The sequence below is a fragment of the Nocardioides sp. Arc9.136 genome (genome assembly GCF_030506255.1).
Classification (GTDB): Bacteria; Actinomycetota; Actinomycetes; order Propionibacteriales; family Nocardioidaceae; genus Nocardioides.
Genome location: NZ_CP113431.1, coordinates 3,106,350 through 3,118,768, shown reverse-complemented (window position 1 = coordinate 3,118,768; position 12,419 = coordinate 3,106,350). Strand labels below are relative to the sequence as shown.

The 12,419-nt window shown below is 71.7% G+C and carries 13 protein-coding genes; 8 read left to right on the top strand and 5 right to left on the bottom strand.

What is annotated here, in order from left to right; translation table 11 throughout:
• Positions 1-88: 88 nt before the first annotated feature.
• On the bottom strand, positions 89-490 hold the full coding sequence (gene sodN, locus OSR43_RS15135) for a superoxide dismutase, Ni (RefSeq protein ID WP_302267445.1): 402 nt from the start codon (positions 488-490) through the stop codon (positions 89-91).
• A gap of 100 nt (positions 491-590) precedes the next feature.
• On the opposite strand from sodN, the gene OSR43_RS15130 reads away from it, so the two are divergent.
• Genes OSR43_RS15130 through OSR43_RS15110 form a run of 5 tightly spaced genes read left to right on the top strand, consistent with a single transcriptional unit; the run spans position 591 to position 4,174 of the window.
• A complete protein-coding gene (locus OSR43_RS15130; RefSeq protein ID WP_367891499.1) occupies positions 591-947 on the top strand; it encodes a S24/S26 family peptidase in 357 nt (118 codons plus the stop codon).
• Between the two features lie 58 nt (positions 948-1,005).
• Positions 1,006-2,229 carry an NADP-dependent malic enzyme gene (locus OSR43_RS15125; RefSeq protein WP_302267443.1) on the top strand — a complete coding sequence of 408 codons (1,224 nt, stop codon included), beginning with the start codon at positions 1,006-1,008 and terminating at the stop codon, positions 2,227-2,229.
• Between the two features lie 55 nt (positions 2,230-2,284).
• Positions 2,285-3,259 carry a zinc-binding dehydrogenase gene (locus tag OSR43_RS15120; RefSeq protein ID WP_302267442.1) on the top strand — a complete coding sequence of 325 codons (975 nt, stop codon included), beginning with the start codon at positions 2,285-2,287 and terminating at the stop codon, positions 3,257-3,259.
• A 4-nt stretch (positions 3,260-3,263) separates the two neighbouring features.
• The gene (locus OSR43_RS15115) at positions 3,264-3,956 is read left to right on the top strand and encodes an SDR family oxidoreductase (protein ID WP_302267441.1); all 693 of its coding nucleotides are present in this window, start codon (positions 3,264-3,266) and stop codon (positions 3,954-3,956) included.
• A gap of 29 nt (positions 3,957-3,985) precedes the next feature.
• Positions 3,986-4,174, top strand: a complete 189-nt coding sequence (locus OSR43_RS15110) for a hypothetical protein (protein ID WP_302267440.1) — start codon at positions 3,986-3,988, stop codon at positions 4,172-4,174.
• A gap of 9 nt (positions 4,175-4,183) precedes the next feature.
• On the opposite strand, the gene OSR43_RS15105 is transcribed toward OSR43_RS15110, so the two are convergent.
• Complete coding sequence (locus OSR43_RS15105) at positions 4,184-4,813, bottom strand: TetR family transcriptional regulator (protein ID WP_302267439.1); 630 nt, start codon at positions 4,811-4,813, stop codon at positions 4,184-4,186.
• A 144-nt stretch (positions 4,814-4,957) separates the two neighbouring features.
• Between OSR43_RS15105 and OSR43_RS15100 the strand changes: the two genes are divergently transcribed.
• The 3 genes from OSR43_RS15100 to OSR43_RS15090 are packed head-to-tail and all read left to right on the top strand — an operon-like array spanning position 4,958 to position 7,490.
• The gene (locus tag OSR43_RS15100) at positions 4,958-6,037 is read left to right on the top strand and encodes a ferredoxin reductase (protein ID WP_302267438.1); all 1,080 of its coding nucleotides are present in this window, start codon (positions 4,958-4,960) and stop codon (positions 6,035-6,037) included.
• Between the two features lie 14 nt (positions 6,038-6,051).
• Complete coding sequence (locus OSR43_RS15095) at positions 6,052-7,218, top strand: acyl-CoA desaturase (RefSeq protein WP_302267437.1); 1,167 nt, start codon at positions 6,052-6,054, stop codon at positions 7,216-7,218.
• Positions 7,219-7,253: 35 nt separating this feature from the next.
• On the top strand, positions 7,254-7,490 hold the full coding sequence (locus tag OSR43_RS15090) for a hypothetical protein (protein ID WP_302267436.1): 237 nt from the start codon (positions 7,254-7,256) through the stop codon (positions 7,488-7,490).
• A gap of 13 nt (positions 7,491-7,503) precedes the next feature.
• Here OSR43_RS15090 and OSR43_RS15085 read toward each other — a convergent pair whose 3' ends face one another.
• The 3 genes from OSR43_RS15085 to OSR43_RS15075 form a co-directional block, all read right to left on the bottom strand.
• Positions 7,504-8,151 carry an acetoacetate decarboxylase family protein gene (locus OSR43_RS15085; RefSeq protein ID WP_302267434.1) on the bottom strand — a complete coding sequence of 216 codons (648 nt, stop codon included), beginning with the start codon at positions 8,149-8,151 and terminating at the stop codon, positions 7,504-7,506.
• A 15-nt stretch (positions 8,152-8,166) separates the two neighbouring features.
• Positions 8,167-8,343, bottom strand: a complete 177-nt coding sequence (locus tag OSR43_RS15080; RefSeq protein ID WP_302267433.1) for a DUF6104 family protein — start codon at positions 8,341-8,343, stop codon at positions 8,167-8,169.
• 92 nt (positions 8,344-8,435) lie between these two features.
• Positions 8,436-12,218, bottom strand: a complete 3,783-nt coding sequence (locus tag OSR43_RS15075; protein ID WP_302267432.1) for a multifunctional oxoglutarate decarboxylase/oxoglutarate dehydrogenase thiamine pyrophosphate-binding subunit/dihydrolipoyllysine-residue succinyltransferase subunit — start codon at positions 12,216-12,218, stop codon at positions 8,436-8,438.
• Positions 12,219-12,419 lie beyond the last annotated feature (201 nt).

Genomic DNA, 12,419 nt, shown 5'->3' with positions numbered 1-12,419 from the left:
AACAGCCGTGCTGGCGAGCCTCAGGCCTTCTTGTCACGACGACTTCGCACGCTCAGTCGTCGATGGAGACCAAGCTGGCCCTCGTTCCTTAGGCCCGCTTGGTCTCCCAGAAGATCTCGGCGATCTCGTCGATCTTCGCGAGCAGCTGGTCGGCCTTCTCCGCGTCGAAGACCGCCTTGGTGCCGGTGCCGCTGGCCAGCTTGCACGCCTCGTTGACCAGCATGTGCAGCTGCGGGTACTTCTCGAAGTGCGGCGCCTTGAAGTAGTCGGTCCACAGCACGGTCAGGTGGTGCTTGACCAGCTGGGAGCGCTCCTCCTTGATGAGGATGGCGCGGGTGCGGAAGTCGGGGTCGTCGTTGTCGGCGACCTTGCCGATGATGGCCTTGATGGACTCGGCCTCGATGCGGGCCTGGGCGGGGTCGTAGACGCCGCACGGCAGGTCGCAGTGGGCCGAGACCTCGATGGTGGGGGCGAAGAGTCGCGCGAACATTGCCGTCCTCTCAGATGGGTGGCTCGTGGAGATTGAGCTGTGGCGTTGATCGGGGTGGGTCCACCGGGTGGACCCTGGTCCGCCTGCGACACTACTCCGCGTGTCACGTGACGCACGAGCAGGTCGCCGCGGCTCCCGACCAGTGCCCAGGATCGGCCTCGCGCACGTCTCGGGGGAATCGATGCGGCCCACGCTGGCACCCGGCGACCGGCTCCTGGTCGTGTACGGCGCGCTCCCGCGACCGGGTCGGCTGGTGGTCGCCCGGTTCCCCGACGGGACGGTCGCGGTCAAGCGGGCCGTCGAGCGCCGTACGACGGCGGCGGGCCGCCCGGGGTGGTGGCTGCTGAGCGACGCCCCGGACCGCGGGATCGACTCGCGCCACCGCGGGCCGGTGGCCGAGGAGGCCGTCGTGGCGGTCGTCCGCGCGCGGCTCTGGCCCCGCCCGCGGCTGCTGTGATCCACACCATGATGGACAGCACGGACCGCCGTCCCCGGCTGTGCCAGAGTGGCCGACCATGGCGACACCGCACGAGACGACCGACGCTCCCGAGGCACCGCAGGCCGCAGCCCCCGACCACCCCCTCGCCGGGGACCCGGTCTTCGACCTGCACGTAGGCGGGAAGCTCGAGACGGTCTCCACGGTCTCGCTGGCGGGCGCCGAGGAGCTGTCGATGGCGTACACCCCCGGGGTCGCCCGCGTCTGCACGGCCATCGCCGAGGACCCCTCGATGACCCAGCACTACACGTGGGTCCCGAACACGGTCGCGGTCGTCACCGACGGCACCGCCGTCCTCGGCCTCGGCGACATCGGCCCGGCGGCCGCGATGCCGGTGATGGAGGGCAAGGCGGTGCTGTTCAAGCAGTTCGGCGGCGTCGACGCCGTGCCGATCTGCCTCGACACCACCGACACCGAGGAGATCATCGAGACCGTCGCCCGGCTCGCGCCGAGCTTCGGCGGCATCAACCTCGAGGACATCTCCGCGCCGCGCTGCTTCGAGATCGAGGACCGGCTCAAGGAGCGCCTCGACATCCCGGTGTTCCACGACGACCAGCACGGCACGGCCGTGGTCGCGCTCGCGGCCCTCAAGAACGCGCTGCGCCTGACCGGCCGCACCCCGGCCGGCACGCGCGTCGTCATCTCCGGCGCCGGCGCGGCCGGTGTCGCCGTGGCCCGGATCCTCCTCGAGGCCGGGATCACCGACCTCGCGGTCACCGACCGCAAGGGCGTGCTCAGCTCCGACCGCGACGACCTCACGCCGGTCAAGCGCGTCGTCGCCGAGCTGACCGCCGACAACACGGGCCGCTCGGGGTCCCTGGCCGACGTCCTCGTAGGCGCGGACGTCTACATCGGGGTCTCCGGCGGCACGGTGCCCGAGGAGCACGTCGCGACGATGGCCGACGACGCCATCATCTTCGGCCTGGCCAACCCCACGCCCGAGGTGCTCCCCGAGGTCGCCCACCGCCACGCCCGCGTGGTGGCCACGGGCCGCTCGGACTTCCCGAACCAGATCAACAACGTGCTGGCCTTCCCAGGGATCTTCCGCGGCACCTTCGACGTGCGCGCGACCGCGATTACCGAGGGCATGAAGCTCGCGGCGGCCGACGCGCTGGCCGGCCTGGTCGGCGACGACCTCGCCGAGGACTACATCATCCCCTCGCCGTTCGACGACCGCGTCGGCCCGGCGGTCTCGGCCGCCGTCGCCGAGGCGGCCCGCCGCGACGGCGTGGCGCGCCGCTGACCACGTCCGCACCAGCCGGCCGCTGAGCCGCCGCCGAGAGGGGAACCGGGCCGCCGTGCTCGCCGTCTACGCCGACCGCTTCGCCCCCGACGACCCGCTCTCCGCCCTCGTGGTGGGGGAGCGGCCGAGCCCGCAGGTGCCCGAGGGGTGGGCGGCGGTGCGGATCCGCGCCGCCGCGCTCAACCACCACGACCTGTGGACCCTGCGGGGGGTCGGCATCAAGGCCGAGGCCCTCCCGATGGTCCTCGGGTGCGACGGGGCGGGGGTCGACGAGGAGGGCAACGAGGTCGTCGTCCACGCGGTCATCGGCGACCCCGGCGTCGCCGACGACGAGACGCTCGACCCCGACCGCGCGATCCTCTCCGAGCGGCACTGGGGGACCTTCGCCGAGACGGTCGTCGTGCCCCGGCGCAACCTGGTCCCCAAGCCCCCCTCGCTGAGCTTCGAGGAGGCGGCGTGCCTGCCGTCGGCCTGGCTCACGGCGTACCGGATGCTCTTCACCCAGGGGGGCTGCCGCCCCGGCCAGACCGTGCTCGTGCAGGGCGCCGGCGGCGGGGTGTCGACCGCGCTGGTCATGCTCGCGAGCGCCGCGGGCCTGCGGGTGCTGGTGACGAGCCGCGACGAGGCCAAGCGCGAGCGGGCGCTCGAGATCGGGGCGCACGAGGCGTACCCCTCCGGCGAGCGGCTGCCGGTGAAGGTCGACGCGGTGATGGAGACCGTCGGCCGGGCCACGTGGTCGCACTCGGTGCGCTCGCTGCGTCCCGGTGGCGTCATCGTCGTCTCGGGGACCACCTCCGGTGCCCAGCCCGACGACGCCGAGCTGACCCGGATCTTCTACCGCCAGCTGCGGGTCGTGGGCTCCACGATGGGCACCCGCAACGAGCTGGCCGCGCTGGTGCAGATGCTGGACGCCACCGGGGTGCGCCCGCTCGTCGACCGGGTGCTGCCGATGCGCGAGGCCCGCGCCGGGTTCGAGGCGATGGCCGGGGGAGACCTGTTCGGAAAAGTGGTGTTCACCCTCCATGACTGAGCCGATGCCTACCCCGACGACCGCCCGCACCCACCTCGTCACCGGCGCCGGCTCCGGCATCGGTGCCGAGCTCGCCCGCCGCCTGCACGACCGCGGGGATCGCCTGGTGCTGCTGGCCCGGTCGGCCGGCCGGGCCGAGGACCTCGCCGCGGCGTACGCCGGCGCCAGCGTGCTCGTCGCCGACCTGGCCGACCCCGCCGCGCTCGATGCGCTCGAGCTGCCCGACCGGCTGGACTCGGTCGTCCACGCGGCCGGCGTCGTCGAGCTGGGCGCCGTCGGCGAGCTGTCCACCCAGGCCTGGCTGGAGACCGTGGCGGTCAACCTCGTCGCCCCTGCCGTGCTGACCCGGCTCGCGCTGCCCGCCCTGCGGGCCGCCCGAGGCACGATCGTGCTCGTCAACTCCGGCGCTGGCCTGGTCGCCAACCCGCAGTGGTCGGCGTACGCCGCCTCCAAGCACGGCCTGCGCGGGTTCGCCGACGCGCTGCGGGCCGAGGAGGCGGGCGCCGGCCTGCGGGTCACGTCGGTCTTCCCCGGGCGGACCGCCACGCCGATGCAGGAGGAGGTGCACCGCCAGGAGGGCAAGGAGTACGACGCCGCCGCCTGGATCCGTCCCTCGACCGTGGTCGACCTGGTCCTGCACGTGCTCGACCTGCCCGAGGACGCGGTCGTGCCCGAGGTGGTCGTCAAGCCGCGCTGACGCTGGCACACTCGGTCCAGGAGGCCCTCATGACCAGCACCCGGACCACCAGCACCAGCAGGACCGCCGGCACCGACGGCGGCCCCGGCCGCTACCGCCGGCTGCCCGCGCCCGTGCGGCTCGAGGACACCGTGACCTCGCAGCAGACCGTGGTCCCGCCCGACAGCCCGCCGGAGAAGGACCCCGAGCGCGACTTCATGCTCCGCTACGTGGGCTGACCGGCCCGCTCAGGGCTCCGAGCGCCACTGCAGGGCGCCGACGAGCACCATCCGTAGCTGGGTGCGGGCGGTCTCGGCGAGCTGGCGCTCGGCATCGGGCCGTCCCGCGGCGCCGAGGATCGCCTCCGCGGTGGCCACCATCGCGGTGACGATGAGGTTGGAGAGCACCCGCAGGTCCTCGCCGGACCACTGGTCGGTGCCGGGGAAGCGGGCGAGGTCGGTGGCCAGCTCGCGCTCGCAGAGCTCGATCTCGTGGCGGATCGCCGCGCGCACCGACGGCGGGCCGGCCGCCCGCTCGCGCGCGATGAAGAGGAAGTGCTGGCGCTGCTGGTGGACGTGCTCGACCAGGATGCTGACCGAGGAGTCCACGATGCCGGCGAACCCGCCGGTCGCGGCGTCGGCGCGGCGCACGTCGCGCAGCATCGCCCGCAGCGAGACGAACGACTCGTCGACGAGAGCCAGTCCCAGCGCCTCGATCGAGTCGAAGTGCCGGTAGAAGGCCGTCGGCACGATCCCGACCTCCTTGGCGACCTGACGCAGCGACAACGCGACCAACGAGCTGTCCTCGCACAGCGTCAACGCGGCATCCAGGATCGCGCGGCGGGTGCGCTCCTTGCGCTCGACCCTGGTCTCGGTCATCCCCTCATCGTAGCCGCCGTCACATCGATGGTGGACGTGTGTGCACCCTCACCCGGCAGCCGCCTTGACCCTGCGCCCTGACACTCGGCACAGTGTGGGTGCACAGTCGTTCACCGAACCAGTGCCGCCACGAAGGAGCAGCCCATGGGGATCGCCACCTCCGTCCTGCGCAGCCGCACGCTCGCCGCGCTCACCTCGCCCCACGGCGTCGACCGCTACCTCGAGCTGGTCAACCCGATGTGGGCGGCCCACGAGGTCCGCGCCCGGGTCGTCGACGTCCACCGCGAGGTCGACGTCCCCGGCCACCCGCCGGTCGCCACGATCACCCTCCAGCCGACCTCGACCTGGCGCGGCCACCGCGCCGGGCAGCACGTGCAGGTCGGCGTGGAGGTCGACGGTGCACGCCGCACCACGCGGGTCTTCACCATCTCCAGCCCCGACAGCCGCCCCGGGGACCGCTTCACGATCACGCTGCGGGCCAACCCCGACGGCGTGGTCTCCCGCCACCTCGTCGAGCAGGCCCGGCCCGGCACGACGGTCCACCTCTCCCAGGCGCAGGGCGAGTTCGTCCTGCCCGACGCGGTGCCGGAGCGGATCCTGCTGGTCTCCGGCGGCTCCGGCATCACGCCCGTCATGTCGATGCTGCGTTCGCTCCAGCGCCGCACCCACCGCGGCCACGTGACGTTCCTGCACTACGCCCAGAGCCCCGAGCACCAGATCTTCGCCACCGAGCTCGACGAGATCCGGCGGTCGGGCCACGGCATCGACGTCCGGCTCCTGCACCCCGAGCTCGGCGACCCGGCGCTGTCGCCGGCGTACCTCGAGCGGCTGGTGCCCGGCTACCGCGACGTGCCCACCTGGGCCTGCGGCCCGGCGCCGCTCATCGAGGCCGTCCAGCGGTGCTACGACGACTCGCCGGCCCTGCGCCTGGAGTACTTCAAGCCGCCGCGGGCCGCCGGCTCCGACGCGGCCGAGGGCGACGTCGTCTTCAGCCGCTCCGGGGCCTCCGGCGCCAACACCGGCGACACCCTGCTCGACCAGGCCGAGGCGCTCGGCCTGCAGCCCGAGTCCGGCTGCCGGATGGGCATCTGCTTCTCCTGCGTCTCCCGCAAGAGCGAGGGGACCGTCCGCAACGTCCTGACCGGCGAGCAGTCCTCGCTGCCGGACGAGGACATCCGCATCTGCGTCTCCGCCCCCGTCGGCGACTGCACCGTCGACCTGTGAGGAAGGACCACCCGATGACCACCACCCTGAACGCCCCCAGCACGACCCCGGACGACCCGACCGGCGCCCCCGCGGGCACCGCCACGACCCCCGGCCGGCTCACCCCCGAGCAGCTCGAGACGTTCGGCGAGGAGATGGACGCCATCCGCCAGCGCGTCCTGGCCGACCTCGGCGAGGCCGACGCGGCGTACATCCGCAACGTCGTGAAGGCCCAGCGCGCCTTCGAGGTCGCCGGCCGTGCGCTGTTCTACCTGCCGCCCACCTGGCCGCTGGCCGTGGCGTCGCTGAGCGTCTCCAAGATCCTCGACAACATGGAGATCGGCCACAACGTCATGCACGGCCAGTACGACTGGATGGGCGACCCGGGGCTGAACTCGCGGATGTACGAGTGGGACAACGTCTGCCCCAGCGAGCAGTGGAAGAACAGCCACAACTACATCCACCACACCTACACCAACATCCTCGGCAAGGACCGCGACATCGGGTACGGCGTCCTGCGGATGGACGAGGACCAGCCTTGGCACCCCTACTACCTCGGCAACCCGCTCTACGCGTTCCTGCTGATGGTGTTCTTCGAGTGGGGCGTGGCGATGCACGACCTCGAGGTGGAGAACCTCGTCGCCGGCAAGCGCAAGGTCTCGGAGAACAAGGCTCTGCACGCCGGGATCATGCGCAAGGTCAGGCGCCAGGCGGTCAAGGACTACCTGCTCTTCCCGGCGCTGACCGGTCCGCTGTTCCCGCTCACCTTCGCCGGCAACGCCACGGCCAACCTGGTCCGCAACGTCTGGGCGTTCAACATCATCTTCTGCGGTCACTTCCCGGCCGGCGTCGCGACCTTCTCCCAGGAGGAGTGCGAGGACGAGAGCCGCGGCCAGTGGTACTTCCGCCAGCTCCTCGGCTCGGCCAACATCACCGGCGGCAAGCTCTTCCACCTGATGACCGGCAACCTCAGCCACCAGATCGAGCACCACCTCTTCCCCGACCTGCCCGCCCGGCGCTACCCCGAGATCGCCGAGGAGGTCCAGGAGATCTGCGAGCGCTACGAGCTCCCGTACAACACCGGCCCGCTCGGCAAGCAGCTGTTCAGCGTCGCCCGGAAGATCTGCCGGCTCGCGCTGCCGGGACGGCCCTCGGCCGCCGCCGACACCGCGCCCGTCCCCGAGGCGGCGGAGGCCGCCTGAGGGCGGTCCCGCCGCCCCTGGGCCACACTGGTGCCATGAAGGACCACCTCAGCAAGGCCGAGATCCGCAAGGACGCCGTGCAGGGTGCGGTCGAGGCGACCGCCACCACCGTCGGCGACGTGGCCACGATCCTCACCCGGGCCGTCCGTGAGGTCGCGGGCGCCCTGGGCGGGCTCGCCACGGAGGTCTTCGAGCTCCGCGACGCCGCCCGCCGTGCCTCGGTCGAGTCCGGCGACGAGCGCGCGGAGCACCCGGGGCTGCCCGAGGCCTGAGCGGCGCGCCGGCTCAGCCGAAGGACATCCGGAAGCCGCTCATCCGGAACGACGCGATCGCGCGCCGTCCCGCGAGCCAGCCCAGCGGGCCGTCGGCGTCGAACTCCCACGCGCCCCAGCACGGCATCGCCTTCGCCGACCCCTGCAGCGTGGCGCGGCGCTCCTCGCCGCCGGTGTCGGCGATCCCGGGCTGCCAGGTCTGGCCCTTGAACGGCACCCGGGGGACGACCCGCGCGGCGTCGGTGAACCGGGCGCTCGCGATCGGCCGGCGGTCCAGGGCGGCCGACCACTCGGTGCGGGCGAAGGGTCCGCGGTGCTCGGACTCGAGCCGGAAGTCGCACAGCCCCTTCGGGATGGCCCACAGCTCGCGGCCGCCTGCCACGGACGCGGGCGAGTCGACCCAGATGTCGGTGATGCTCACCCGTCGGCCGCGTCCGCCCGGCACCTTCACGGGGCGCGCGACCAGCAGCTCGGAGTAGGTCAGTGGGCTCGGCTCCTCGTAGGAGACGAACGCCGCGCCGTACACGCCGGCGGGACGGAGCTCGTCGACCGCGGTGGGGACCCGGAACAGCGACAGGAACAGCTGTCCGGTCATCTGCCAGGGCGCTGCGGGGTACGCCGGTGCGCCGGCCGAGGGCGCGGGGGAGGACGTCTCGGTCATCCCCGCATCATCGCCTCAGTCCTCGGGGTCGTCCAGCCGCGCCAGCCACGTGGCGAGACGCTCCACGGCCACCTCGAACTCCGGGTGGGAGTCGGTGAACGCCTGCAGCTGCTCGGCGAGCCACGCCAGGGTGACCTCCTCGTCGCCCCGTCGCCGCTCGAGCTCCTCGATCCCTCGGTCGGTGAAGTACATCCTCGTCTCCTCGTGTGTCGGTGCCCAGACGCGAGATGGCCCGCGTCCGCTGCCGGACGGGGCCATCTCGGTCCTGCGTGCGTGTGCGTCGGTCAGGCGAACGCCCGGGCCAGCAGCTCCTTCTGCTCGGCCTGGTGCCGCTTGACGGTGCCGACGGCGGGAGAGGACCCCTCCGGCCGGCAGACCGGCACGACCTTCGCGTCGACCTCGGGCGCGACGTTGAGCGCGTAGTGCGGCCACGGGCCCATGTTCTGCGGCTCGTCCTGCACCCAGCGCACCTCCTTGAGGTGGGGGTAGCGCGCGATCTCGGCCCGGATGTCGTCGATCGGTCGCGGGTAGAGCTGCTCGACCCGGCCGATCGCGAACCGCTCGCCGTGCTCCTGCTTGGCGCGCTCGACCATGAGGTCCCAGGTGACCCGGCCCGAACACAGCAGCAGCGTGTCGACCTTCTCCGGGTCCGCGTCCGCGTCGGCGATGAAGGGACGGAACGTGCCCTCGGTGAAGTCCGACGGCTGCGAGGCCGCCTCCTTGCGCTTGAGCATCGACTTCGGCGTGAAGACGATCAGCGGGCGGTGCCGCTCGCCGAGCGAGTGCTGGCGCAGCAGGTGGAAGTGCGACGCCGGGGTGCTCGGCTGGGCGACGACGAACGCGTCGTCCGCGGCCATCGCGAGGAACCGCTCGATCCGGGCGGACGAGTGGTCCGCCCCCTGGCCCTCGTAGCCGTGCGGCAGCAGCAGCACGACGCCGGACTGCTGGCTCCACTTGCTCTCGCCGGCGGTGATGAACTCGTCGATGACGATCTGCGCGCCGTTGACGAAGTCGCCGAACTGCGCCTCCCACAGCACCAGCGCCTCGGGGCGCGCGACGGAGTAGCCGTACTCGAACCCGAGGGCGGCGTACTCGGAGAGCAGCGAGTCGTAGACGTGGAACTTCGCCTGGTCCTCGGTGAGCGAGCCCAGCGGGGTCCACTCGTCGGCGTTGCGGCGGTCGATGATCGTCGCGAACCGCTGCACGAAGGTGCCGCGACGCGAGTCCTGCCCGGCCAGCCGGACCGGCCGGCCGTCCATCAGCAGCGAGCCGAAGGCGAGGATCTCGCCGGTGCCCCAGTCGATGGGCCCCTCGGTGATGGCCTGCGAGCGGCGCTGCAGCTGCGGCATCACCTTCGGGTGGACGGTGAAGCCCTCCGGCGGCGTGGTGTAGGCGTCGGCGATCCGCTTGAGGACCTCCTGGGAGACCGCCGTGCTGGTCTCGCTGGCGGGCTTGTCCGGGTAGTCCGGGACGGTCGTCCACTCCGAGGGCTGCGTGCTGGCCTCGCGGACCTCGGTGAAGACCCGCTCGAGCTGCTGCTGGTAGTCGCGCAGGACCTGCTCGGCCTCCTCGACCGTGATGTCGCCACGGCCGATGAGGGACTCGGTGTAGAGCTTGCGGACCGAGCGCTTCTGCTCGATGAGGTCGTACATGAGCGGCTGGGTGTACGACGGGTCGTCGCCCTCGTTGTGACCGCGGCGGCGGTAGCAGACGAGGTCGATGACGACGTCCTTGTTGAACGCCTGGCGGTACTCGAAGGCCAGCCGCGCGACGCGGATGCACGCCTCGGGGTCGTCGCCGTTGACGTGGAAGATCGGCGCCTGCACCATCCGCGCCACGTCGGTGGCGTAGAGGGAGGAGCGCGAGGACCCCGGCGAGGTCGTGAAGCCGACCTGGTTGTTGACGATCACGTGGATCGTGCCGCCGGTGCGGTAGCCGCGCAGCTGGGAGAGGTTGAGTGTCTCCGCGACCACGCCCTGCCCCGCGAACGCCGCGTCGCCGTGGACCAGCAGGGGGAGCACGGGGTACTCCGCGCCGCGGTCGAGCACGTCCTGCTTGGCGCGGGCGATGCCCTCGAGCACCGGGTCGACCGCCTCGAGGTGCGAGGGGTTCGCCGCGACCGAGACCTTGACCTTGTGGCCGGAGTCGGCCTCGAACTCGCCCTCGGCGCCGAGGTGGTACTTCACGTCGCCGGAGCCCTGGACGGTGCGCGGGTCGATGTTGCCCTCGAACTCCCGGAAGATCTGGGAGTACTTCTTGCCCACGATGTTCGCCAGCACGTTGAGGCGGCCGCGGTGGGCCATGCCGATCGCGACCTCGTCGAGGTCGGCCTGCGCCGCGGCCTCGCAGATCTCGTCGATGACCGGGACCGTGGTCTCGCCGCCCTCGAGGGAGAACCGCTTCTGCCCGACGAACTTGGTCTGCAGGAAGGTCTCGAACGCCTCGGCCTGGTTGAGCTTCAGCAGGATCCGCAGCTGCTCCTCGCGCGGTGGCTTCCGGTGCGGCTGCTCAACGCGCTGCTGGATCCACTGCCGCTGCTCGGGGTCCATGATGTGCATGTACTCGATGCCGGTGGTGCGGCAGTAGGAGTCACGCAGGGTGCCGAGGATGTGGCGCAGCTTCATGAAGCGCCGGCCCTCGCCGCCGAAGGAGCCTGTGGGGAACTCCCGGTCCAGGTCCCACAGGGTCAGCCCGTGGGACTCGATGCGCAGGTCGGGGTGGCTGCGCTGGCGGTACTCCAGCGGGTCGGTGTCGGCCATCAGGTGGCCGCGCACGCGGTAGGCGTGGATCAGCTCGAGGATCCGGGCCTGCTTGTCGATCTCGTCGTCGTGGGAGGCCGAGACGTCGGCGTTCCAGCGGATCGGCTCGTAGGGGATGCGCAGCGAGCGGAAGATCTCGTCGTAGAACCCGTCCTGGCCGAGGAGGTACTTGTGGACCTGGCCTAGGAACTCACCCGACTGCGCACCCTGGATGACACGGTGGTCGTAGGTGGAGGTCATGGTCATGATCCGCGAGATCGCGTTGCGCGAGATCGTCTCCTCGGAGGCGCCCTGGAACTCCGGGGGGTAGTCCATGGAGCCGACGCCGATGATGGCCGCCTGGCCCTGCATCAGGCGCGGGACCGAGTTGTTCGTGCCCAGGCCGCCGACGTTGGTGAGGCTGACCGTCGTGCCGGAGTAGTCCTCCATCGTCAGCTTGTTGTTCTTGGCCTTGCGGACGATGTCCTCGTAGGCGGTCCAGAACTGCGCGAAGTCCATCGACTCGCAGGCCTTGATCGACGGGGCGACCAGCTGGCGGCTGCCGTCGGACTTGACCTGGTCGATGGCGAGGCCGAGGTTGATGTGCGCGGGGGTGACCAGGGTCGGCTTGCCGTCGACCTCGCCGTAGGTGTTGTTCATCGCCGGCAGCGCCTTGATCGCCTTGATGATGGCGTAGCCGATGAGGTGGGTGAAGGACACCTTGCCGCCGCGCGCGCGCTCGAGGTGACCGTTGATGACGATCCGGTTGTCCCACAGCAGCTTGACCGGCATGTTGCGCACGGACGTCGCGGTCGGCACCGACAGCGAGATGTCCATGTTCTTCGCCGTGGCCGCGGCGATGCCGCGCAGCACGGTGAACGACGGCTCGTCGCTCGCCGTGGCGGGGTCCGCCGGGCGCGACTCCTTGGGGGTGGGGGAGGAGGTGCCCTTGGCCGGCTCGGCGGCCTTCGTCTCCGGGCGCGGCGTGGCCTTGGGCTCGGTCGGCTGCGCGGCCTTCGCCGGCGCGGCCTTCGCCGGTGCGGCCTGCTTGGGTGCGGCCTGCTTGGGGGCGGGCTCGGCGGCCTTCGGCTTCGCGGGCGCCTGCTGGGTCGGCCCGTTCGCGGAGGCGCCGTTCGGCGCGCCGTTGCCCGCTCCGGCGCCGGCCTCGTCACTCGTGAAGTACTTCACCCACATCGGGTCGACGCTGCCGGGGTCACGCTTGTACTGCTCGTGCATCTCCTCGACGAGCCACTCGTTGGCTCCGAAGTCAGCGGGTGGTTCCGAGACGGACGAACGTTCGGAGGAGTGGTTGCCAGAGGACTGCGGCACGACTTGCTTCGCCTCTTCCCAAGTGAGCGCGCGGGGGTGGGTGTCGAGGGCCAAGGCTAGTCCCCCGGGGAAGGGAATGCGCGGGTCAGGGTCGCCTGTCGAACGCGGTATGACCCGATCCACACCGGCGCGGCTACCGTCGTCCCGTCGCCTGTGGGTGAACATGAGTGCGCTCGATCGACTTAGTGCACTCAAGGAGCG